This window comes from Brevibacterium sp. LE-L (assembly GCF_050214925.1).
In the GTDB taxonomy this organism is placed as follows: domain Bacteria; phylum Actinomycetota; class Actinomycetes; order Actinomycetales; family Brevibacteriaceae; genus Brevibacterium.
The window spans coordinates 1158041-1181795 of record NZ_CP189759.1 but is presented as its reverse complement, the minus strand read 5'-3'; the positions used below and the strand labels follow the sequence as shown (position 1 = coordinate 1181795).

Annotated in this window: 19 protein-coding genes; 11 read left to right on the top strand and 8 right to left on the bottom strand. The window is 62.9% G+C overall.

Translation table 11 applies throughout. The features are described from left to right. Positions 1–39: 39 nt before the first annotated feature. The 3 genes from ACQE2J_RS05285 to galE form a co-directional block, all read right to left on the bottom strand. On the bottom strand, positions 40–1392 hold the full coding sequence (locus ACQE2J_RS05285) for a sodium/glutamate symporter (RefSeq protein WP_426937254.1): 1353 nt from the start codon (positions 1390–1392) through the stop codon (positions 40–42). Positions 1393–1443: 51 nt separating this feature from the next. Beyond that, the gene (locus ACQE2J_RS05280) at positions 1444–2340 is read right to left on the bottom strand and encodes a LysR family transcriptional regulator (protein WP_426937253.1); all 897 of its coding nucleotides are present in this window, start codon (positions 2338–2340) and stop codon (positions 1444–1446) included. Positions 2341–2529: 189 nt separating this feature from the next. Continuing rightward, positions 2530–3522 carry a UDP-glucose 4-epimerase GalE gene (gene galE, locus ACQE2J_RS05275; protein ID WP_426937252.1) on the bottom strand — a complete coding sequence of 331 codons (993 nt, stop codon included), beginning with the start codon at positions 3520–3522 and terminating at the stop codon, positions 2530–2532. A 152-nt stretch (positions 3523–3674) separates the two neighbouring features. Between galE and ACQE2J_RS05270 the strand changes: the two genes are divergently transcribed. Then, a complete protein-coding gene (locus ACQE2J_RS05270) occupies positions 3675–4730 on the top strand; it encodes a hypothetical protein (RefSeq protein WP_426937251.1) in 1056 nt (351 codons plus the stop codon). Between the two features lie 80 nt (positions 4731–4810). Here ACQE2J_RS05270 and ACQE2J_RS05265 read toward each other — a convergent pair whose 3' ends face one another. Then, positions 4811–6082 (bottom strand): integrase catalytic domain-containing protein, encoded by a 1272-nt coding sequence (locus tag ACQE2J_RS05265; RefSeq protein ID WP_240688886.1) that lies wholly within the window; start codon positions 6080–6082, stop codon positions 4811–4813. Between the two features lie 210 nt (positions 6083–6292). Here ACQE2J_RS05265 and ACQE2J_RS05260 point away from each other — a divergent pair, with 210 nt between their 5' ends. Both ACQE2J_RS05260 and ACQE2J_RS05255 read left to right on the top strand, forming a co-directional pair. After that, on the top strand, positions 6293–6817 hold the full coding sequence (locus ACQE2J_RS05260) for a Dps family protein (RefSeq protein WP_135810873.1): 525 nt from the start codon (positions 6293–6295) through the stop codon (positions 6815–6817). Between the two features lie 537 nt (positions 6818–7354). Continuing rightward, on the top strand, positions 7355–10984 hold the full coding sequence (locus ACQE2J_RS05255) for a choice-of-anchor G family protein (RefSeq protein ID WP_426937250.1): 3630 nt from the start codon (positions 7355–7357) through the stop codon (positions 10982–10984). Positions 10985–11098: 114 nt separating this feature from the next. Here the strand turns inward: ACQE2J_RS05255 and ACQE2J_RS05250 are convergent, their stop codons facing one another. Both ACQE2J_RS05250 and ACQE2J_RS05245 read right to left on the bottom strand, forming a co-directional pair. After that, positions 11099–12628 carry a deoxyguanosinetriphosphate triphosphohydrolase family protein gene (locus ACQE2J_RS05250; protein WP_426937249.1) on the bottom strand — a complete coding sequence of 510 codons (1530 nt, stop codon included), beginning with the start codon at positions 12626–12628 and terminating at the stop codon, positions 11099–11101. A 265-nt stretch (positions 12629–12893) separates the two neighbouring features. Further along, positions 12894–13499, bottom strand: a complete 606-nt coding sequence (locus tag ACQE2J_RS05245; protein WP_426937248.1) for a TetR/AcrR family transcriptional regulator C-terminal domain-containing protein — start codon at positions 13497–13499, stop codon at positions 12894–12896. A gap of 69 nt (positions 13500–13568) precedes the next feature. Between ACQE2J_RS05245 and ACQE2J_RS05240 the strand changes: the two genes are divergently transcribed. Next, the gene (locus tag ACQE2J_RS05240) at positions 13569–14531 is read left to right on the top strand and encodes a quinone oxidoreductase family protein (RefSeq protein ID WP_426937247.1); all 963 of its coding nucleotides are present in this window, start codon (positions 13569–13571) and stop codon (positions 14529–14531) included. Between the two features lie 130 nt (positions 14532–14661). Here ACQE2J_RS05240 and helR read toward each other — a convergent pair whose 3' ends face one another. Together helR and ACQE2J_RS05230 are read right to left on the bottom strand one after the other, a co-directional pair. Beyond that, positions 14662–16845: an RNA polymerase recycling motor ATPase HelR gene (gene helR, locus ACQE2J_RS05235; protein WP_426937246.1), complete on the bottom strand. Its 2184-nt coding sequence runs from the start codon at positions 16843–16845 to the stop codon at positions 14662–14664. A 284-nt stretch (positions 16846–17129) separates the two neighbouring features. Beyond that, positions 17130–17333, bottom strand: a complete 204-nt coding sequence (locus ACQE2J_RS05230; protein WP_426937245.1) for a recombinase family protein — start codon at positions 17331–17333, stop codon at positions 17130–17132. Between the two features lie 306 nt (positions 17334–17639). On the opposite strand from ACQE2J_RS05230, the gene ACQE2J_RS05225 reads away from it, so the two are divergent. The 7 genes from ACQE2J_RS05225 to ACQE2J_RS05195 all read left to right on the top strand — a co-directional run bounded on the left by ACQE2J_RS05225 (position 17640) and on the right by ACQE2J_RS05195 (position 23573). Then, positions 17640–18377: a class I SAM-dependent methyltransferase gene (locus ACQE2J_RS05225; protein ID WP_426937244.1), complete on the top strand. Its 738-nt coding sequence runs from the start codon at positions 17640–17642 to the stop codon at positions 18375–18377. 159 nt (positions 18378–18536) lie between these two features. Then, complete coding sequence (locus ACQE2J_RS05220) at positions 18537–19325, top strand: SDR family NAD(P)-dependent oxidoreductase (protein WP_426937243.1); 789 nt, start codon at positions 18537–18539, stop codon at positions 19323–19325. 374 nt (positions 19326–19699) lie between these two features. Beyond that, a protein-coding gene (locus ACQE2J_RS05215; protein ID WP_425120641.1) for an IS3 family transposase occupies positions 19700–20934 on the top strand; the annotation gives its coding sequence in 2 pieces (ribosomal slippage) (positions 19700–19985 and positions 19985–20934; 1236 coding nt in all). 151 nt (positions 20935–21085) lie between these two features. Continuing rightward, a complete protein-coding gene (locus ACQE2J_RS05210; protein ID WP_426937242.1) occupies positions 21086–21538 on the top strand; it encodes a MarR family winged helix-turn-helix transcriptional regulator in 453 nt (150 codons plus the stop codon). Continuing rightward, complete coding sequence (locus ACQE2J_RS05205; RefSeq protein WP_135811132.1) at positions 21538–21738, top strand: hypothetical protein; 201 nt, start codon at positions 21538–21540, stop codon at positions 21736–21738. Before ACQE2J_RS05210 ends, ACQE2J_RS05205 begins: the two co-directional genes overlap by 1 nt. 36 nt (positions 21739–21774) lie before the next feature. Continuing rightward, the gene (locus ACQE2J_RS05200; RefSeq protein ID WP_426937241.1) at positions 21775–22764 is read left to right on the top strand and encodes an ATP-binding cassette domain-containing protein; all 990 of its coding nucleotides are present in this window, start codon (positions 21775–21777) and stop codon (positions 22762–22764) included. Continuing rightward, the gene (locus ACQE2J_RS05195; RefSeq protein ID WP_426937240.1) at positions 22761–23573 is read left to right on the top strand and encodes an ABC transporter permease; all 813 of its coding nucleotides are present in this window, start codon (positions 22761–22763) and stop codon (positions 23571–23573) included. The genes ACQE2J_RS05200 and ACQE2J_RS05195 overlap by 4 nt, the downstream gene beginning before the upstream one ends. Positions 23574–23755: the final 182 nt, after the last annotated feature.

Genomic DNA, 23755 nt, shown 5'->3' with positions numbered 1-23755 from the left:
TCTCCTGGTCGGTGGGTGGATGGTGGCCGTCTTCGGCGGTCAGACTTGGATCTTACTGCGCCTGTCACCGGCAACGATGACGAGTGCCGCGACGATTGCGACCACGGTGATCGCGCCCCAGATTCCGACCACCGCCCACGAGGCGCCGGCGATGACGAGCAGTGGGGCGAAGGTGACGGCGGTGACCTCGACGGGGATGACGGGGAGGTAGGCCAGTGAGAAGTCTTCCAGGGTTCGGGAGTTGAGTTTCGGGTCGACGATGCGCAGCAGGGCGATTCCCGTGGCGACCGCGCCGGTTGCCCATCCCCAGGTGAAGAGCTGGCGTTCGAACCAGCCTTCCTGCATCACACGCGGAGCGACCCACAGTCCGAGGAACAGGCACAGGGCCAGTCCGACGGCGAAGAGGATGACGAGCGAGAGCCATTGGTCGACGACGAAGCTCGGCACCACCGAGGCGATGCCGCACACCATGAGTACGTCCGTTGCGGAACCGGAGATGGAGTTCTGAGTGTCCTTGTCGATGAACTTCGTCGTGCTCGTCGCGGACAGCAGTGCCCGGAGCAGGAGGCCGACGAGGAAGGCGATCGAGAAGAGCGGAAACGCCACCGAGGGGATGAGCCCGCCGAGGATGGCATTGATTCCAAAGGCCGCCGCGGACACAGCGGCGACGATGCCGGCCTGGAAGGTCAGGGATTCGATGGCGCTGCCGGAGAACTTGTGGGTGCCGATCGACGGTTGGTCGACGGTGTCGTCAAGGACTCCGGTCCGGAGTTCAGCGGGCACAGTGGCGAGACCGGCGAATTCGCGAGCGTGCCCCTTCACCGCGCCGTACTTCGCCTGGATGATGCCGCCGACGACTCCGACGAGCAGACCGACGGTGGCCGCGGTGAATGCCAGGGACTGCACTGCCGGGTCTCCGGAATCGGCGAAGACGGTGCCGATCGCCGCTGCGGAGCCGAAGCCGCCGGCCCACCCGGCGAAGAGCAGCAGCCCGACATAGTCGGGCGCCCCGAACAGAGGGCCGAGAGCGAGCAGCACCAGGCCCATGCCGATCGCCGTCTGAGCAGCATAGATGAGGACACCATAGCTGGCGAAGCCGGCGACCGATCGGCCGATCTTGAGGATGTTGAAGTCACTGGTCATCGCCAGGCAGGCGAAGACGAGGACGATGAGCAGGGAGGTGTACTCGCCGAGCTGGTCCGAAAACGGCAGCCAGCCGAGGACGTTGGGGCCGAGCACAAGTCCGAGCACACCGGCGATGACCCCGGCCGGAATCATCATCGTCTGGATCGCCGGAATCTTGGCGCGCAGGATCGTGCCGATGATGAGCAGTCCGCCGATGAGCCCGGCATCGACGAGCAGTGCTGAGGGGCTGAAGTCCGTGGGTTCCATGAGTGCAGTCTCCTGTGAAAGCGATTCGTGGACGTGAGGATGGGTGGCTGGTCAGGCGATGAGTCGGTTGTCTGCCGCCCACGTCTCGAGCGCGCTGGTCAGCGGGTCCAGCAGCCCGAGCGGGTCGCCGGGGGCGGTGCGGATTGTCAGCGGATACGTGTGTCGCGCCTCGGCGAGGGCGGCGAAGACGACGCCGTTCCACGGTTGGAGGGCGACCGATTCCGGTACGAGGGTGATGCCCATTCCTGCGGCGACGAGCCCGAGGATGGATTGTTCGTTCGACACCTGCGCCGAGGTCCGCATCGTGCGGCCGTGTTCGATGAAGATGCTGGCGACGAGGTCGAAGGCGACAGGAGCGAATGAACGGTGGAACAGGACGACCGGCTCATCGCTGATCTCCTCGACGCCGACGTCGCGTCGGCCTGCCAGCCGATGGCCCCGCGGGAGCGCCACACACAGCTTTTCCCGGAATGCGATCCGCTCATCGGGGCGGTGACTGCTGAACTCCCGCACCAGACATGCGTCGATGTCCCCATTGTCGACGGCCCGAGTGAGGCCGGAGCTGCTGCCGTCGGAGACGACGATCGAGTGGTCGGCGAGTGCTGTGAGCACCCCGGCAATGATCGCCGGGAAAGTCGAGCTGACCCCGCCGAGGCGGATGCGCTGAGTCTTCGTTCCGTCCCGCATATCGACGACGAGCTGCGGGAGCGAATCGGCTCGACGCCGCAGTTCGAGTACCTCAGGGTAGAGTCCGCGGGCCGCAGCTGTAGGGACGACCTCGCGGGGTCCCCGTTCGAAGAGTCGCTCGCCCAAATGTCGTTCGAGGGAGGCGACTGCCTGGCTGACCGGCGACTGTGCCATGTGCAGGGACTTCGCGGCCTTCGTGAAGCTGCCTTCGGAGTACACGGCGAGGAAGCAGCGCAGCTGTTTGAGACTGACTTCGCTCATCACTGCACTCCCGGCCGACGCGTGACACAAGCAACCGTGATTGTGTTCATGAGAGTCGAGTCTATGAAGTCACCCTCAAGCACATCAAGATGTCTTTCAGATCAGTTTTCATCTTTGCTAGACGAAAAACCGATAGCAGAATTGTCGGGTGGTGCCCTCGCAGCCTCAGCAAGGCCAGAGCAGTGCCGTCTACTGCTGCTCGGGCAGCATTCCCGCGGCCTCGACGGCGCTGCGGACGATCTCCTCGAGACCGAATTCGGCCTTCCAGCTCAGCAGGGCAGAGATCCGGGAAACGTCGGCGACCAAGGCAGGCGGGTCACCCGCGCGACGCTCGCCCATGTCGGGGACGATGTCACGGCCGGCCACCTCGGCGATGGTGTCGATGACTTCCTTGACCGAGGCCCCCGTGCCGGTGCCGACGTTGAATACGGTCTCCGTCGTGCCGCCGGCCTTCATATAGTCCAGCGCGGCGATATGGGCCTCGGCGAGGTCCTTGACGTGGACGTAGTCGCGAATGCACGTGCCGTCGGGGGTGTCGTAGTCGTCGCCGAAGATGATCGGCGCCTTGCCGTCGTTCAACCGCCCGAGCACGATCGGGATGAGGTTCATGACCGCGGTGTCGGCGAGATCGGTCCAGCCGGCGCCGGCGACGTTGAAGTAGCGCAGCTTCACCGCATTGAACGCGGTTGCCCGCATCTTTGAGGCAGTGATCTGGTTGTCGATCATCCACTCGCCGATGAGCTTCGTCTGGCCGTAGGGGTTGATGGGGCGGCAGTCGAGGTCTTCTGCGACCATATCGACGTCAGGCATGCCGTAGGTCGCGGCCGACGAGGAGAAGACGAGCGATGCGATGCCTGTGCGCTCCACTGCGGCGAGGATGTTCGTCAGGCCGCCGATGTTCTGCCGGTAGTACATGACCGGTTCTTCGACGGATTCGCCGACCTGCTTCTTCGCGGCGAAGTGGATGATCGAGTCGACGGAGTGTTCCTTGATCGCGGACACCAGGCGTTCCTCGGCATCGGCTGCGGCCAGGTCGAGGCTGACCACGGGCAGGCCGTCGACGCGAGCGTCGATACCGGTGGAGAAGTCGTCGACGACGAGCACATCGTCTCCGCGTTCGGTGAGCAGCCGCACCACGTGCGAACCGATATAACCTGCTCCCCCGGTCACCAGAACTGCCATTGACCGCGTCCTCCTTCATCTCGTCGACACGTCGGTATCAGAATACGCGTTCAGGCATCGGAGTTCAGATCCGACCTGAAAGACCGGTGGACAGAGTGTCGGAATTCGCCTCCGCTCTGGCCATGAGCAGGCGGTCCTGCCACAGTGGGAAAATGCACATCCTCCTCATCTGCGATCCCGGTCCCCCGAGTCGCCGTGTGGCCTCGCTCAAGGATGAGTTCGCAGAGCTCCTCCGGCAGGACTTCCAGTCGGATGTGACTGTCGACGTGTGTACGGAGGCGCTGCGAGTCCAAGCAGACCATCAACTGGAGCTGTCGACTCTCGATGCGATCGTCGACCGTTTTCCCGCAGCGGACCTCGTCATCATGCTCACGGACATTCCGCGGCACACCCACGGCAAACCACTCATCGCCGAGGTGCTGCCGGCGCGCAACATCGCTGTGATCTCCTGCCCCACCCTCGGCGCGCTGACGACGAAGCACCGTCTGCTCAAGATCTATATGAGCTGCGTCAATCAGCTCCTGCCCGACGGGCATCTGCCGGCGAGCACGCGTCGTCTTCCACGCTGGGGACAGTGGTCGAGCCGATCCGAGTCGGGGCGGCGCACCCTCCACGCCCACACCTTCACCGGCGGAACCCGGCTCGTCCTGGGCATGACCATGGCCAATGAGCCGCTGCGGATGTCCCGCAGACTCTCACGCGCCATGGCCGCAGCCGCTGCGACAGGGGCGTTCGGCATCTTCTACAGCTCCATCTGGCAGATGTCCCACCACCTCTCGACAGCTCGTCTCATCTCGATCGGCGCCATCGCCATCGCTGTCATGGTCGGCTGGCTGATCACGATCAATCGCCTTTGGGATCGTCCGGTCAATGAACGCCTGGCTCAGGTCGTCTTCTACTACAACCTGTCCACCGTGCTCACTCTCACCATCTGTGTGGCCGGCCTCTACGCCCTGTTGGTCGTCGGCATCCTCGTCGGCAGCCTCATCGTCATCGACCCTGAGTTCATGGCGCAGACGATCCACCGTCCCGAAGCGAGCTTGACGAACTACCTCGACATCGCGTGGCTGAGTGCCGCAATGGGCGTCGTCGCCGGCGCACTCGGGTCGAGCTTCGACAGCGACATCGACATCAAGAACCTCACTCACGCGCAACGACTGCGCTCCCGCGTCTACACCGTCCAGGACGACGACGGCGGCACATCCTGACGGGGGGGCGGAGTGCCTCATGTCAAGATCCCCGGGAAATGAGGCCGTGCCTCACAGACATTTTCCCCGCCAGCCGGGTCTTAACCGGCCCGGGTGTGATGGACCTTGATGCCCGCGGGATCCGGCAGGGCTTGGGCCTTCTCGATCTCGCGTTCCATCCTCGCGGTCTTGCCCGCCGCGAGCTTGATCAGCCGTTGCTGGATCTGGTCGATCTTCGCGGCGAGGTCGACCAGATCCAGGCCTGCCCGATACTGGTGAAGCTCGGCCTTCTGCTCGCCGCTGAGAATGCCGGAATCGAGCAGTCGCCGGTACGGGGTCTTCGGGGCGTCATAGACGCGTTTGCGCCTGCCCACACGGTCGGTGGAGTACCCGGTCGGTTTCTTCGTCGGGGTGAAGTAGTTCAACCGGTCATTGACCAGCGGCCACAGGCGCTGCAGCAGCTCGAGTTCGGTCGGGGTGTCGTAGCGGTAGTAGAACCCGTATCGACGCACGAGGTGGTTGTTCTTCGATTCGATCGTGGCCTGGTCGTTCTTCGTATACGGCCGTCCCCGGGTGAAGAAGATCTTGCGTTCGGCGGCCCAGTCAATGAGGGTGTGGTTGATGAACTCGGATCCGTTGTCGAAGTCGAGTCCGGTCACCAGGTAGGGCACGGTATCGACGAACTGGGTGCAGGCATCGATGACGTGGGTCGCGGCGTTGTTTCTGATCGCGTGGGTGTAGACCCATCCGGTGTGCATGTCGGTGTAGTTCACGGACCTAGCGAACTCACCCTTAAGCGTCGGACCGCAGTGGGCGACGGTGTCGACTTCGAAGAAGCCGGGTTCGTCTTCGACTTCGTCACCGGCCTTGCGCACGGTGATCGAGTTCCGCAGCAAAGGGCCGGGCTTCGTCGCTGACTTCCCGCGCAGGGGGTCCTTGTCACGGACGGGTTTGAGATACCGGTCGATAGTGGCCGGACTCATCGCCAACAGTTCTGCCCGCACAGTGTGGCTGTAGCGGCCCTTGCCCGGGATCAGGTGGTCATGGGCTTCGAGGGAGTCGAGGAGGCCGTCCATGGCCGCGGCGAGGTACTTGCCGCAGATACCACCGGCGATCGACCACACGTACTGCAGGATCTTGACTGCATCGTAGGTGTATTTGCGGGCCTTCGTCTTCCTGCCGTCGATGACCGCGACTGTCGCTTGTGCCCGTCCTTTGGGTTGTCGGGTGCGGCGGGTCAGTTGTTGGCGGGCGTGGTCACGGTTCCACCCGGTGATGGTGGTGACGGTGTCGAGGATCGCAGCTTTGCTCTTCTTCGAGGCCGTCGTGTAGGCGGTGGCGTATTTCTTCGTGATCTCGATTCTCGTGGTCATCGAAACGTCCTTATCGACCATGACCCCATCGTCGGCGTGCCCTGCTGCCCGGCGGAAGTGTTTCGCGGGGATTTTTCTGTGAGGCACGACCCCTTGGAACGCGGGGACTTTCTACGAGTCTCGTCGGGGGGTTACGTTGCGTCGATGGTGGCGTTATGGTGGCCACAGACTCCGGATCCACGCGAAACCGGAGAGATTGGAGCAAGAATCATGACACAGTCAGTGACAGTTCCCGACCCTCATGGCTCAGAGAAGACCACTCGCGAGAACGCCGAAAAGGGCTTCGTCGCCTCCGATGCCCTGACCAAGAATCTGCAGACGGTTCTGGTCGATTTCATCTCCCTCAGCCTCACTGCCAAGCAGGCACATTGGAATATTGTGGGCACGAACTTCCGTGACCTCCACCTCAACCTCGACGAGGTTACGGACATCGCCCGTGCCGGCAGCGATGAGATCGCCGAACGGATGCGCGCCCTCCACGCCTCCCCTGACGGTCGCCCAGCGGTGATCGCCGAACAGACCGGACTGCCGGAATTCCCCAACGGAGAGATCAGCACCCACGACGCAATCGACCACATGGTCGCGTCGATCGAGGCGACGGTGGATTCGATGCGCAGCTGCCATGACGAGGTCGACTCAGCGGATCCGACGACTGCCGACATCTTCCACAGCTACATCGCCCAACTCGAGCAGCAGGCCTGGTTCATCAGCGCCGAGACTCGTACACCCAAGTGAGTCGCTGCGGCTGAGCAGTCACACGGAACCCTCGGGCCGCCTCCCCGTCCTCATGGTCGGGGAGGCGGCCTTTCGTCGATCGCCGTCGCTCCCGTAGTTTGAGCCGACTGTAGGCGCTGTTTGGCAACAGGTGTTGTCTGTTTACACGGCGGAAGTCGTGACCTTGCAGATCACCCCATGGTCACAGAATGATGTCGCGACCAGTTCCATGTGGGTCGACTTGTGACAATCAGGAAAAGCAACAATGCCTCTAGTATGACCGCGGCATTTTTGAGGTCGATGAATTCACCGATGGATCACAAGCCTGTCACCGGGCGTTTTACTGATTCAGACAAGCGTGAGGTGAGCCGCGTCGGCTATCCGCAACTTCCACCGGGTTCTACCTGAGCGTAACTATAACGACGATGTAACTTTTCTGATGATTCACTGATTACTTTTTGGTTACTCCGTAATGTTGTGAGCGATCTGCCAGGAAACTGCCCGTTTCCGTCCAGGCCATGCTTGGAAATGATCAGGATCCGAACGATGTGGAGAACCATGAGAATACTGAGAGGCCGGCCCGGAACCGGTCGCAAGATTGCGGTGGGCTCTGTCGCCGCGGCGACAGCAGTGGGTCTGACACTGCTGACGACGTCGCCAGGCTCTGCCGATGAGCAGAACCCGAACGAAGATTCAGAAGCCTATGGGCAGCTGATCAATGCCGACATCCTGGGCGCCGACACGCTCGATGCCCTGTCGGCGTACAGCAGCTCTCCGACGAGCACGGATGCAGACAGCACTCCGATCAACGCCGAAGTGCTCCAGGCCATCGGTGTCGAACTTCCCGGAATCGGCATTCCGCTCATCAGCAACGAGGGCGGCGAGGGCCTCCTCGAGCTCGGTGAGGGCGGAGCGCTCAATACCTATGGACACGCTCCTGCCTACAACGACGCAACGGCCAGTTCCGGCGCTGTCGGGACAGACGGCGGGCTCAATCTCGATGACATCAACAACGGTGAGTACGGCAACGCGAAGGTAGACCTGACCTCTGTGCTTGGCCAGCTCAACCTCGACGGCGTCACCGATCAGGTCGTCGATGAGCTCAGCCTCGAGCTCGGCGCGATCGCGTCGACCGCCAACAGCAACGGCGAAGCCGACGACTCCGAATACGCCGTCGCCGATGGCATCCTCACGGTCTCCAGCCCCGCTGTGGGTGACCTCTCGGGCGCTCTCAATGAGGTCGTCGACGGCGCAGGCGGCACACTCGAAGATGTGATCGGTGAAGAGGGACTCGTCAATGCCCTCGCCGGCCTCGGCGTGAACCTCGATGTCGGGATCGCCTCGGTCAACATCGGCGGAAGCAATACCCAGGTATCCGTTGACGTGCGAGATGCGCTCAACAGCGTCGTCGAAAACGTCATCAACGAGGCGCTCGAGGACGAGGCGGGCATCGTCTCGATCGATCTCGCCAACGGCGACATCAAGATCGACCTCGCGAAGGTCGTCAAGGGCGGGGACGCCACCGACCTCAACGGTCTCGACCCGAACACTCAGGTGCTCACTTCGGATACCATCTCGAAGATCACCGATGCAGTGGCCGACGCCCTCGGCGCGCTGACCGGTAAGGTCAACGACACCTTGTCCGATGCGCTCAATAATGTGCACCTCGTCATCGAACTCCCGGCGAACATTTCTGCACTCGGAATTCCCGCCGTCGACGGCAAGGTCACGGTGGATGCCACGCTCGGACAGCTTGCAGGCACCGATGACTCCGCACCGACTGTCAACACCGATCTCTCCGTTGCAGGAGTTCCTGTCGGCACAGTGCTCAACGCCATCACTCAGCCTGTGATCAACGCTGTCCTCAGCATCACCGAGCCTCTCATCGGCGGCATCCTCGATTCCACAGCGGAAGAAGTCGCTGGTGCCGTCACAGGTATCGTCAACCCGGTGCTGAGCTCCCTCGACCCTGTCTTCGAAGCTCTCAATCAGGTCGTCGATCTCACGATCAACGAGCAGCCGACCAAGAGGGATCCGGCAGAGGAGAGCCAGGTCAAGGGTAATAACGGGCCTGGCTTCACGGTCAGCGCGGTCAGCCTGGAAGTGCTTCCGGGCGCCAACGCCATCGACATCAACCTGGCCTCGTCCTCGGTCCGTGCGACCGCGGACGCACCGGATCCGGGCGATGACGATGCGAACACCAACGCAGCGGCCTCGGCATCAGCTTCGGCTGATGCTGACGGTGATAACAACCCCGCCGCTCAGGCCGCATCCGAGGCAGCCGCCGACAACAACGCCGACAACACGGCATCGGCTGCAGCCGACGAGAACGCCGAAGCCGCCGCAGAATCGGCAGCGGCCGAGGACGCTTCGTCCGAAGCCTCTGCTGACTCAACGTCGGATGAGAACGCTTCATCGACGACCGCTTCGCAGGCCGCGGCGAACGCAGACAACACCGACAACACGAATGCGGAATCCTCAGCCGCAGCGGATGCCAACCCTGCAGCAGCCGCTTCAGCGGCCTCGACGGCAGATTCGTCAGCGACGGCTTCGGAGAACGCTGCGGCAAACGCCAACGCCGATCCGACGTCCGAGGCCACGGCTGACACAGCAACTGAAGCAGATGCGAACGTGAATGCAGCAGCTTCGGCTTCCGCATCCGCTGACGCAGACGATGATGGCGATCCGGCCGCGCAGGCCGCCGCTCAGGCAGCTGCCGACAACGATGCCAACTCCACGGCATCGGCAGCAGCCGACGAGAACGCCGAAGCAGCTGCGGAATCCGCTGCCAACGAAGAGGCCTCCTCGGAGACCTCGGCGGATGCGACATCGGATCCCAACGCCTCGGCCCAGCAGGCAGCCAACGCCGCCGCAACCGCCGACAACGAGGATTCGACGAACGCAGACGCCTCGGCCGCAGCAAATGCCAACGCCGGTGCCGCCGCTTCGGCAGCATCGACCGCGGACTCCTCCTCGGAAGCCTCCGCTGCTGCGGCGGCTGACGCTGATGGCTCGGACACGGCAGAGGCGGATACTGCCGCCGACACCGACGGAAACGAGAACGTCAACGCAGCCGCCTCGGCTTCGGCTTCGTCCAATGCCGACGACAACGGCAATGCGGTCGCAGAGGCCGCTGCTCAGGCAGCTGCCGACAACGATGCCAACACCACGGCATCGGCAGCAGCCGACGAGAACGCCGAAGCAGCTGCGGAATCCGCTGCCGACGAAGAGGCCTCCTCGGAGACCTCGGCGGATGCGACATCGGATCCGAACGCCTCGGCCCAGCAGGCAGCCAACGCCGCCGCAACCGCCGACAACGAGGATTCGACGAACGCGAATGCTTCGGCCGCGGCTAACGCCGATCCGGCAGCAGCTGCATCCGCAGCATCGACGGCGGACTCATCGTCGGAGGCTTCTGCCAACGCAGCGGCTGACGCCGACGGCGGAGATGGAGCCGCAGCCAACGCTTCGGCCGACCCGGACGACGATGCCAACGTAGATGCAGCGGCCTCGGCTTCGGCGTCTGCCACGGCCGACGCCGACGGCGACAACGATCCTGCTGCCCAGGCCGCTGCTCAGGCAGCCGCCGACAACGATGCCAACACCACGGCATCGGCAGCAGCCGACGAGAACGCCGAAGCAGCTGCGGAATCCGCCGCCAACGAAGAGGCCTCTTCAGAGACCTCGGCGGACGCGACATCGGATCCCAACGCCTCGGCACAGCAGGCAGCCAACGCCGCCGCAAACGCCGACAACTCGGATGACAGCAACGCACAGGCATCTGCCGCTGCGAACGCTAACGCCGGTGCCGCCGCTTCGGCAGCATCGACCGCGGACTCCTCCTCGGAGGCATCCGCTTCGGCAGCAGCTGACGGTGCAGAGGCGAACGCCTCGGCTAACGGCGACGAGGCCAACGCTTCGTCGGCAGACGACGCGAATGAGGCGTCGGCTGATTCGGACCAGGCCGCCTCGGCCAACGCCGGATCGTCGGCCAGCTCCTCGGCCGGTGCCAATGCTTCGGCCGGTTCGAGCACGAACGCCTCGGGCAGCAGCGATGGCGGAGACCTGCCGCGGACGGGTACCGACGGTATCCCGGCCCTGGTCGGATTCGCAGCACTGCTCCTCGCCGGAGGTGCCGCAGCGGTGTGGGCAACCCGCCGCTACCGCGCCTCGGCAGGCAAGCACTGAGGGTGACGCAGCCCAGCAGCTGAGCTGACGCCACAACGGCGGGGTCGGAGTGAGAACTCCGGCCCCGCCGTTTGCGTGCCCGCCGCTTTCCTGGAAACGGAAATGCGCCTGAGCCTACAACCCGCGCCCGGCCTCCCACGGCTCTTCCGAAGCGCCGGTGATCAAGGCGTTGACCGACATTGCCTGTGCATCGGTGAACGAGGCGATGTAGTCCACGACCGCCCGCGCCCGGCCACGTCGCACGATCCCCGTAGCGCCCTCCTCCCCCAGCGCCGCAGGATTGCGCGCATACAGGTCGGAATACTCCTGCGTGGCCGCCTCGACGGAATCGACGAGCCGCCGCGGAATCCGCGTCGCCTCCTCGGGGTCGAGCAGCCATTCGTGGAACCCCTCTACCAGGGACGCGATGATGCGGGTCTGCCCACGCTGATACACGGCCAGGTCGGACCGTTCGAGAACGAACCGCGAATGCACGAACTTCAGCACCACGACATCGTGCCAAGCCTCCTGGCTCAGTCGCACATGACCGCTGCGGATATGCGGCTCCGGGTCGATGACGATGGAGGCCTGCAGCCGATCGATCCACCGCCGGGTGAACCCGGTGACCGCCCGATCCGCCTCCAGCCCCCCGTCGTAGGGAACACCGAGCAGCCCTTCGGCCAGATCCCGATTGACCCGCTCCACCGACGCCCGGAACGCCTCTTCCGACGCGATCCACGGGTCCTTCTCCCGCGTATGCCGCCGGATCGCCTCGAGCGCATGCCCGGGCCGCCGGCGGTCCAATTCCGCGGAGTCGAGCGCCGCCAATTCCTGACAGTCGCGCAGCCAACGCCCGAGTTCCGCGGACACCGCCGTGTACTGCAGCACGTTCGACCGGTAGAAATCGTCCAGATCGTGCACCGCATAAGCAATATCGTCGGCGACATCCATGACCGCGCACTCGAGCGTCTGCTGATACTTCCCGATCGCCGGGAACACCGACAGCACGTCCGCCATCTCCTCGACCTCGGTGGCGTAGGCGGAGAATTTCATCGCCCCCGCACTGACATCATCGCCGACCCCGCGCGGCATCCGCGCCGCCGACGATGCCTGATCCCCACGCCATTCCCCGCGCTCCCACGGATACTTGAGCACCGCGGCCCGAATCGCACGGGTGAGGTTGAGACCGCGCGCCGTGGCCTCACAGCTGTCGAGGGCAGTGAGAATCCGAAACGTCTGCGCGTTCCCCTCGAACCCGTCATCGAGGCGCAGCACTTGCCGCGACACCCGATCGAGTTCCTTCTCGCCGAGGTGGCCGAACGGCGGGTGCCCCAGATCGTGGGCGGCCGCGGCCGCCTGGACGACAACTGGATCACAGCCGCCGAGGTGGCTGACCGTTTCGCGGGTCCGTTCGTCAGCGTTATTCAACGTGATCGCAATCGACCGGGCCACCGCGGAGACCTTGAGCGAATGGGTCAGCCGATTATGGATGACGGTGCCGGAGCCGGCCTGCGGGATGACTTGAGTGACCGAGGCCAGGCGGGAGAAGAACGGGGAGAACCGGATCCGTTCGATATCGACGCGGAACTCGTCCTCTCCGGGGCGGGCCGCCTCGGCGACATTGCGTTCGCGACCTCCGGTGGTGTGAAATCTCTGTCGTTCCATGAACTCAGACTACCGATTTCAGGCCTTAAGCGAATGCGGATTCCGTGACGCCGAGGCGTCGTGCCCCTGCAATCACGCCAAGGCCAAACTCGGACCTGTCGAGATACCGAACCGGGACCGCAGTGTCCGTACAGCTGCACACCACCCATTCGTTCCGTAGACACCGGGAGCAGGCGGAGTAGTCTGCGAACACAGATACACACCGGGCGCACCAAAGCTCACGGACGACGATCGTCAGTCCCGACTGATGTGTTGCGTTTTCAGATCAGTCGGCGAGTGAGGCGAGGATGAGTTGGAGACTCTCTCGGTAAAGATCCTCGAGGGTGGCACCGTCGGCGAAGTAATCGGCAATCGCCTTGGTGAGGAGTGGGTATCGCGCAGCGATCTCACTCGCTTCAAGGGGCGAGGCGACACTGGAGTCGACGGCACCAGACTGTTCTTCAAGGGCAACACCCAGAGTGAATCGTTCAATGAGGAGAACGAGCAACCGAGCTTGGTGCAGAGGCATGTGGGAGACGAGAACGCTCATCACGTGTTCCGAGAAGTCGGCCATTGCTGGTGATAGCTGTGCCGCAGATACAACCCGAGCCCCGTCGCGGTGGGCAAGCAGCGCGGCTCGGAACCGAACGGCGGCGTCGAGCAGCCACTCCCGCCAGTCGACGCACATCGAGTCGGGGAGGGTGTTGAGAGGGGAGAGGATGCCATCGCCGAGGTGGGCGAGTAGTTCAGCCTTATTGCGGATGTGCCAGTACAAGGTTGGAGCCTGTACGTCGAGACGGGAGGCAAGTCGACGCAGGGTCAGTCCGTCCAGTCCATCCTCATCGAGAAGTGCCAATGCCTCTCGTACGATCAGGTCTTGATTGAGCGCCACAGTAGTCCCTTCCGAATTGCCTCTTACGCTGTTAGAGTAACGTATCTAACGGTGTTAGAGAGGAGTGAGATGAAGGCTGCTGTGGTTCATGAGATTGGCAACCTCCCGCGTTACGAAGACTTTCCCGATCCCATTCCCGGCGATGGCGAGGTGATGATCGATGTCAAGGCAGTCGCGGTTGAGAACCTGGATCGCGAAATCGTTGCAGGACATCACTTCTCCTCCGGTGCATTTGCCCAGGCGTTGCCAGCTATTCCCTGCTTCGACGGTGTGGGAACGCTGCAGGATGGAACGCTGGTCGGTTTTGGCGGAGTACGTCCACCTTACGGAGCACTTGCCCAGCGTGTTGTCGTGGCTGAAGAGCATGTGTCCCCCGTACCGGATGGCCTCGAACCGGCTGTCGCCGTTGTTCTTGCCTCTGCTGTCACCGGTTTCACGATCAGCACTGCAGGTGACTTCGAGCCGGGAAAGACAGTGCTCGTACAAGGAGCTACTGGCGTGGCCGGACGCCTCGCCGTTCAGATTGCGCGCAAACTCGGTGCTGGCCGGATCGTCGCGACTGGGCGACGCGAGGACACCCTGCGCGAGGCGGCTCTGCTAGGTGCTGATGCGACCATCAATACCGCGGTTTCCGATGAGGAACTTGTGGCAGCGTTCCGAGAGCACTCGGGCGACGGCTACGATATCGTGCTTGACTTCCTCTGGGGCAGGCCCACAGAACTATTACTTCATGCGCTGACTCCGGAAGAACTCGGATTCGTCAAGCCGACGCGAATCGTCCAGGTCGGATCCAGTGCGGGTGAATCTCTTACCGTCCCTGCCGCCGCCGTGCGAACCTCCGGGGTCGAACTCGTCGGTGCCACCAAGGAGCTCGGACCTGAGTCGATGGCTGCCGCTTACAAACGGGCCGCAGGCTGGGCACATGACGGCGAACTCGTGTTTAACATCGAGCGCGTGCCGCTGAGTCAGATCGAATCCGCCTGGACACGCACTGACCTTGCGGGCAAGCGTTTAGTTGTCATTGCGGGATAGGCTCACCGCGACAATTCCACCAATTGAATTGATGTTGGTTGCCGCGGTGGCGGTTGAATTCTGCCCTGGTTTTTGCAAACGACTACTGCAACTGGCAGCCGCTCAATCCAACAATCAACCGTTGCGCCGACTATTTGTATACGGCTCCCCGCTGACGACTCGGAGGCACACCGTCCGTTGCTATCACCAGCTCAGCGGTCGCCCGGGTCATCGACACATAACGATCCACACCTCCCTGTATGCCGGTGCCGAAACCGTCCGGGTCCACGAGAATCACCAGATCGAATTCCAATCCTTTGACCTCGGCAGGGGCCATCACGCTGACTCGCTCAGCCTCCGCGGAGCTCCACTTTGCCGGTGACACCGTGACGATACAGACGGTTCCCTCGCGGTGAGAGTCCAACCACGTGCCGGCCAGTGATGACACTTCGTCCAGACTGCAGGATCCGACCGCACTTCCTGATTCCCGCACCGATTGCGGGACGTTCGCATGTGGGAGGACGGCACGGATCACCGGCTCTGCCGCGCCCATGACCTCAGCGGGGGTGCGGTAATTGATGCTGAGGTGAACCTCGTTGACGGTGAGGCCAAGCTCGGTCATCCTCTCGTCCCAGCTCTGGGCGAATCCGTGTCGTGCCTGCGCCCGATCGCCGACGATGGTGAAGCTCTTCGACGGACACCGGTCGAGGAGAATGTGCCACTGCGCATCGGTGAGCTCCTGCGCCTCGTCGACGATGATGTGGCCGAACGGTCCGGCCAGACGATCGGCGCTGGGAGTCTCTCGCCCTGAGGGATCGTCCAGTGCGCCTCGCAGATCGTCGCCTCTTAGCATCGTCATCTGCATCAGTTCGCTGTCATCTGCGGCGATGAGGTCGTCGACGACGTCGACCATCCGAGCCTGTTCGGCCGCGGCCTCCGACGCAGCACGCCGCCTCCTGCGCAGATCGGCCGGATCGCCGATGCGGCGCCTGGCAGCGTCGATGAGCGGGACATCGGCTTTCGTCCAGGCTCTGGGTTCGGCGCGCTGCAGACACGTTGCCTCCGCCTCGGTCAGGTCGGGAGCAGCCAGACTCAGATAGGCCGGAACACTCCACAGATCGCCCACGATGTCCAAGGGGTCGAGGATCGGCCAGGCAGCGGTCAGGGTCGCTCGCAGGTCGGGGTCCTGACTGAGGAAGCGGCGAACCTCCAGAGGTTCGGCGTCCTCATCGGCGTCGACGACCGACTCGGTGAGAATCTCCAGCAGTTCGTCCCAGATCTGATCACGAGCCGTGTTGTGATCGACGTCCGCATCGATAGAGGTGAATGCCGCCGCCCAATCGCCCGGTGTGACAGTGAGGTCACCCCCGACAGTGTCGATGACCATGGCGGCGGTGGGAGGTTCCTCGTAGATGCTCACCGCTCGGTCGATGACCGCACCGGGGTTCAGATTCGCCTTGAGGCCGGAGCTGTCATCGTCGTCCTCGGCGGTGGGGCTCTCCTGGATCAGGTCGTCAAGCGTGCACAGACGGACACCGTCTTCGCCGAGGCGGGGCAGAACGTCATCGACATATGACAGATATGTGTGGTTGGGGCCGATGAAGAGCAGTCCTCCGCCCCTGACGATGCTGGAGTCGCTGTAGAGGAGGTAGGCGGCACGGTGCAGGGCGACCACCGTCTTTCCGGTCCCGGGCCCTCCGTCGACGACCATCGGCGCATCGGCCGGGGCACGGATGATCGCGTCCTGGTCTGTCTGGATGGTGGAGAGGACATCGTGCATCTTCGCTGACCGGCTCGTGCCCAGTGAGGCGATGAACGCTGACTGATCGTCCAGGGACGCGGTGTCGTCGACGGTCGCCGAGGTGAATCGTTCGTCCCAGTAGTCCGAGATCAGGCCGTTCGCCCAGCGATAGCGGCGCCGTGTGGACAAGCCCATCGGGGAGGCGAGTGTGGCGGCGAAGAACGGCTTGGCCATGGGTGTCCGCCAGTCGATGAGCAGGGCGCGCCCATCCTCGTCGCGCAAGCCGATACGACCGATGTAGACGGTGTCTCCGGACTCAGCAAACACCATTCGTCCCAGGCAGACATCGAGGTCGAAGCGGCGTAGCAGGTTCAGCTCGGACGACAGTCGGTGGATCGCGGTGTCCCGTTCGAGTGCCGCCTCGCCACCACCTCCAGAGGACCGGCGGAGGTCAGCGAGGCTGGCCTCGAGAGTGGCGGCTTCACGGTCGAGTTGACTGGCGATGCGGGCGAAGTGCTGATCATCGGCGGCGATGAGATCCGCGGTCGTTTTAGCGGACAGTCGGGAAGGCAGGTCAAAGACAGTGGCGGGCACACGGGCTCCTTGCTCGGAAGAGTGAAGACACCATTGTTCCCCCTGACCAGGGCCTTGCGGCAAGGCCCTATCCGTGGCATATTCTGATAATGGCAGGCACACCGGAATTCCCGGAATTCGCCCCACAGGCGATGCGTGAGTCTGCATTTCTCCGCAGCCACCGGTGCTTTTCAGACTGAGAGCGCACGGAGTCTGGGCCAACGCGGTCGATCGCACTGGGACGATCTCGGCGTCGGCCGATACCGGTTCTCCATCTCCTGGGTCGGCAATCTCCTAGGCCCGCATCATCGGCGACGGATTCCCGAACACGAAATCCAAACCCCCGCGTCGCCGGGGTCAGAGTTGTCGGAGGCGGAACGGACCTCGGCTCCCCTTCTGCGAGGAAGGTTCACGGTAGCCGAAACCTCAAGTACTGATCGGCCAAGGCGCCTGATGCGCCAAATGACGATGAGGTCTCCGTCTTCAGCATCATCGAGCAATCGCCTCATTCCGAGGGCCTGTTTCGCGGGTCTTGCTGCCGGAAGTTGCGCCAGAGAATACTTTTCGCTTGGCCCCAGCACCGACGAATGCATAGAGGTGGGGCTGTGCATCTTGCCCGGCGGTAGTGGCTCACGTGCATCCCAGGACGCCAAGCTTCTTCATGGGAAAGGGACCGGCTTCAGTTCCGATCCACAGCCTTAGGAGGCGGAGCTCGGCGCGATGCACAAGTGATTAAGGCACGGCCTGCAATCAGCGCGGGTACTGCGGGCTGAAAAGGACGTTGCGGCATCCCGATCGACCGATAGTGTGGACAAATGCCTGATGCCCTATATTCACACCCCCGACTTGCTCGCGTCTACGACCCGCTCGACCCTGACCGGAGCGACCTCGACGCCTATCTGCAAGTTATCGAAGGCGTCGAGGCAAAAACGGTTCTCGACGTGGGCTGTGGCACAGGAACTCTGATCTCGATGCTCACCGAGTTGGGGCTGACAGCTCTGGGGGTTGACCCGGCTGAAGCGTCGATCGATGTCGCTCGCGAGAAAGTGGTCTCTGACCTCGCGGAATTCGTCGTCGGCACAGTCGTGGACGTCGCCGCCGATCCAAGCCGACACGGCACCTTTGATCTCGCTGCAATGACTGCCAACGTCGCCCAGGTGTTCCTCGACAATGACGACTGGCTCGCCAACCTTTGCGCGATCAAACTCTGCCTCCGCCCAGGTGGACACATCATTTTTGAGACAAGACAACCTGCTGATCGCGGGTGGGAGCGTTGGACGAAAGAGCAGACTCATCAAGTGGTGCATGTTGAGGGTGAAGGATCGGTCGAAGAATGGGTGCAGGTGACCAAAGTCGACGGCGAGTTTGTCACTTTCGAATCACCAACGATCTTTCACCGTGATGGAGAACGAATCGACTCCACGTCGACTCTGCGTTTCCGAAGCGAAGATGCTCTCGAGCGCACGTTATCGGATGCCGGCTTCAAAGATTGTGAGGTCCGAGATCTGCCCTACGCGCCCGGTCGTGGGTGGTTGATCCTCGCGAAGAGCTGAGCAGCCAAGATCGCTCACGCTCTGGGCAATACGCCCCTCGTGTCAGTGACGGATCGGCATCTGGCAATCAGACAAATGCACAAACCTGCTGAAACGACACCATCATTCCGTGCGAAATGAGGGGCCCTCTCTGCCAGAGGCGACGACTATGCTTGTTTCATGGATCTACATTTGGAGGGTAAACGCGCTCTGATCACTGGCAGCAGTTCGGGTGTTGGCCGCGCCGTCGCGGACCGGCTGGCCAAAGAAGGGTGCATAGTGTTGATTCATGGACGTCATGAGCAACCATGCGAAGATGTGGCCTCCGAGATCCGTGCGCAAGGTGGTACGGCGACCATCGTACTCGGAGACTTGACTGATCCGGCCGCAGTAGTCGAGGTAGGCGAACGGGCGTTGGAGCATGGCGTTGACATTCTGGTCAACAATGCAGGTCCATTCAGCGAGCATTCCTGGGACCGTGTCAGTCCAAGCGATTGGATTCAGTCGTATCAAGGCAATGTGGTCTCTGCAGCGTCGCTTATCCGCCAGTTGACCCCGATGATGCGCGAGAGAAGCTGGGGACGTGTCATCAATATCGGCAGCCGCGCAGTGGTGAGCCCGCTGGAGAACATGGTGGACTATTCTGCTGCCAAGGCGGCCGTGCTCAACCTCACTTCTAGTTTGGCCAAGAGTCTCGCACATTCCGGGGTCACTGCGAACTGTGTGAGTCCGGGAGTCATCCTCACTGAATCCCTGGAGAGAATGTTCTCTGAACGGGAAGACTGTACCGCTGAGGCGTCGAAAGACTCCGAGCCTGATGCGATGGCAGACTATGCGCCGAATCCCGCCGGTCGGCTCGGCCGCCCCGAAGACATCGCCACAGCAATCGCCTACCTCGCGAGCCCTCTGGCCGGATACATCAATGGTGCGAACCTCCCAGTCGACGGAGGAATCACCGGCGCCGTCTGATGTCTCACCGGTGCCCTGCTAAGGGGCCTTTATCCGAACCCCTGCGTCAGTTCCGCCTCTCGCAACCGGTCATCCGACACTAGATCTCAGGGCCTCTTGCACGCCGAGTCTCACTTCGTGACCTCGACTCCAGATCTGAGGCAACCCTCGAATAGTGGACACCCAAGTCAGCGGGATCTCCGGTCCTGCCGGAAAGCCAGATCAGAAGCGACAGCGTCAGCTTCGCACTCATCGGAATACGTTTCCAGAGACCTGCCGCTGCTTAACCGATGATCTGTCGTTCGGCCTGCTCGCTCACGTCTTCTCCCGGCGGGATAGTTGGGGTGTCATGATTTGAGTAGACAGCAGAACCCGATGAAAGGAAACTGCTGCACATGACTACCAACCAATCCCCGCGGCGGCCCCGCAGAGAGTTCACCTCGGAGTTCAAGGCCGACGCCGTCGCGATGGTCACCGACCTCGGGAAGTCCCGAGCCGAAGTCGCCCGCGACCTCGACATCAACGAGTCGACGCTGGGCCGGTGGGTCGCGAAGGCCACTGGCACTGAAGGAACCGGCTCCGGATCAGCTCGACGCGCTCCCGACGCCAACAGTGATGACCCGGCCGAGATGGCCAAGGAAATCGCTCGTTTGAAGCAGGAGAACGCGTTCTTGAAAAAAGCCGCGGCCTTCTTCGCGAAGGAACAGCCGTGAGCGCGAAGTACGAGCTGATCCACACCGAAGAAGGCGCCTTCCCCGTCACCTTGATGACCCAGATTCTGGGAATTGAGCGCACCGGCTACTATGCGTGGAAGAACCGGCAGGACACCGAACCGGACCCTGAGTCCAGGCGTGGTCGCCGCCAGATCGTCGCCGACCGGGTCTACGCCCTGTGGTTGGCGTCGAACAAGGTCTACGGCATTCGCCGGATCCACAAGGATCTCGCAGCCGAAGGGATCACCGTTTCGCTGGGGTTGGTCGCTGCGATCATGCGCGAGCTCGGGATCGCGGGTGTCCAACCCCGGGCAACGAAGCGAACCACGATCCCTGCCGCCGATGCCCAGGACAGGGCGGATCTGGTGCGGCGGGAGTTCAACCCGCCGGTACCCACGACGCATCTGGTCAGCGACATCACTTATCTGAAGACGGGTGAGGGGTGGTTGTTCCTGGCCACGGTCATCGATCTCACGACCCGGATGGTGGTGGGGTGGGCGACGGCGAAGCATATGCGCACGAGTCTGATCATCGATGCTCTTAAGGTCGCCTACCAGGGCGGATACGTTGCCGAGGGCGCAATAGCGCATTCGGATCGAGGCAGCCAGTACACCTCTGCGGAGTATGCGGAAGTCGCACGATTGATGCAGGTTCGCTTGTCAGTGGGCAGGACTGGGGTGTGTTGGGACAACGCGGTCGCGGAGGCGTTTTTCGCTTCGTTGAAGAATGAGATGTTCCATCGTCAGCGATTCGCTACTCGCGCAAGGGCACGGCTGGCGGTCGCGGAGTATATCGAGGTGTTCTACAACCGGAAGAGGCGTCACTCGGCGTTGGGCTATGAGATCCCTGCCCGGGCGATGGAGTCGTTCTTCGATCGCACCGAGACGGAATCATCGGCAGCCGACCGGGCTGCTTGAGGAAATAGTGTTCTCCTGTCGAAACAACTTGACACAGTCCAAGTGGACCGGGCCATGCGTACGAGCAGGGGGCCTCACGCGTCACCTTGGCATTGACGAACTCAGTCAGCACATATTGTTACCTACCTTCTTAATGTAGTATAGTAACTATATGCATTCCTCGATCGTAGACAAGCTGATGGCCATCACGAGCATGTTCCAGCAGGACATGGCCCGGGCCTTCGCCGGCACTCCATTCACGGAGTCGCGCGTCGCCGTCTTGTGGACGTTGGCACTGAGCGGCCCATCTACCCAGCAGACGCTCGCCGCGGCGTTGTCGGTGACACCTCGCAACATCTCTGGCCTCGTGGACGCGCTGGAGCAGCACGGATACGTTGAGCGCATCGCGCATCCCACCGACCGCCGTGCCGTGCTGGTGACCCTCACCTCGAACGGCGAGACGGCGATGGCCCGGATGCAGGAGGAGCACGCCCACCTGGAAGGCGAGTTGCGTGACGCGGTCGCGCCCGAGCAACTCGATGCACTCGAACAGGGCATCGACGCGATCATCGCCCGCCTCACCACGCTGGTGAGTGCGGAGCAGCCGGAAGCAGAGGACGGCTGATGGGCATCACCGACCGAACCAACATTGAGGTCATCCTGGAACGACCGACGACAATCCTCCTTCCCGGTCTGCCGCCGAAGGGCGACGAGCAGGTCGTCGACTGCGTCAACCTCTGGGCCGATGGGCCGAGGACCTCACTTTTCCCGGTGCGAGAGCATATCGGTTCTGAGGCGGACAGCGTCAGGGCCAAGAAGGCGTAGGTTTAGGCCGCGCAGGATGAAGAACGGAGAAAGCGCATGAGTCAATACTGCAGCAGCCCCGCAATCGAGGTGAGCGGCCTGGTCAAGAGATTCAATGACACCACCGCTCTCGACGGCATCGACTTCACTGCGGAGCCCGGGGCCGTACTCGGGCTGCTCGGCCCGAACGGTTCGGGCAAGACCACCACGGTGCGCATCCTCGCTACCCTGGCGAAGGCCGATGAAGGCATTGCTCGAGTCTGCGGATATGAGGTCATTCGAGACGCCTACAAGGTGCGGCAGCTCATCGGCCTCACCGGGCAGTATGCCTCGGTGGATAAGGACCTCAGCGGGCACCAGAATCTCACCATGATCGGTCGGTTGCTGGGCATGTCCCGCAAGCAGGCCCGAGCCCGTGCTTCCGACCTCATCGAAGAAGCCGGGCTCACCGACGCCGCAGCCAAACCGGCGAAGAGCTATTCCGGCGGGATGCGCCGCCGCCTCGACCTCGCAGCGAGCATCATCGGCGATGCTGCGGTCGTGTTCCTTGATGAACCCACCACTGGCCTCGACCCTGCCCGGAGGGGTGAAACCTGGGCGATGATCCGCAGACTCGCCGCGCAAGGGTCCACGGTGCTCCTCACTACGCAGTACCTCGAAGAAGCCGATCACCTGGCAAACGACATCATCGTCATCGACTCAGGCACGGTCGTCGCACGCGGCACTCCCGACAGCCTCAAACGGCGCATGGGAAGCCAGACGCTCGATCTGCGCCTGAGCGACCCCACCCAGCTCGAAGAAGCAACGAATCGCGTCCAGAACATCATCAACGCAACCCCGGTCGTCGATGCACACACCGGAGTGTTGAGCGCAGCTGTGACCGATGGCGAGGTGATGCCCGCCATCGTGCGGAGCCTCGATGAGGCCGCCATCGGAGTCAGCGACCTCTCGCTGCGCCTCCCGAGTCTCGACGACGTCTTCCTGACGCTGACCGGACACCGTGCGACCCCTGCCGACGAGAAAAACGAGAAGGAGGCAGCAGAATGACTGCCGCAACGCTCCCCACCGCCCACACACCACTGAGGAAGCACATCGGGCTCGGGCAGGTGTTGGTCCAGTCCGCGACGCTGTCCCGACGAGGCATCGTCAAGCTTCGTCGGCACCCGGCGGGCCTCGCCGACGTTATCATCGGCCCCGCGATCTTCCTCGTGCTCTTCGGCTACGTTTTCGGCGGCGCCATATCCGGTGACACTGGCGATTACCTGCAGTACGTCTTTCCCGGCATCCTCGGCATGATGAGCCTCTTCGCCACGATGGGCGTCGGCGTATCCCTCAGCACCGACCTCTCTGAGGGAATCTTCGACCGCTTCCGCAGCCTCCCCATCGCCCGCATCGCCCCACTCGTCGGTGCCATCGGCAGCGACATAGTCCGTCAGCTCGTCTCACTCGCAGCGCTCATCGGCTTCGGGCTGTTACTCGGCGTACGATTCGAGACCAACCTATGGTCGGTGCTTGCCGGATGTGCCCTCGCCCTCGCGTTCGCCCTCGCGGTGTCATGGGCGGTGGTCCTCCTCGCCCTGGCGATCAAAGACCCGATGGCAGTGCAAGATCTCGGCGCAGTCATCATTCTCCCCCTTGCCTTCGCCAGCAACATTTTCGTACCGGTCGAGACGATGCCGGGCTGGATGCAGACCTTCGCCTCATGGAACCCGATCGGGCACCTGGTCGACGCCGTGCGCGGTCTCATGATGGGCGGCCCCGTCAGCGAGCCTCTGATGCTCACTCTCATCTGGATGGCGGTGTTCGTGGTCGTGTTCGCTCCACTGTCGCTCATCGCCTACAACCGACGCGCATAGACGAAGTCGCTGGCGCGGAGGCGCTGCCTCGCCTACCTGCCGAAAGGCAATCCCCTGGTCACCGCTGCGCGCGGAGCTCCCACACGATCAGCCAGCTGCACGAGGAATATTGCTGTCTCCGCATGGTCAGCGAGAACGAACGCATGGCGAACTTCTGACAAGTCGCAGCGGACCGACAGGAC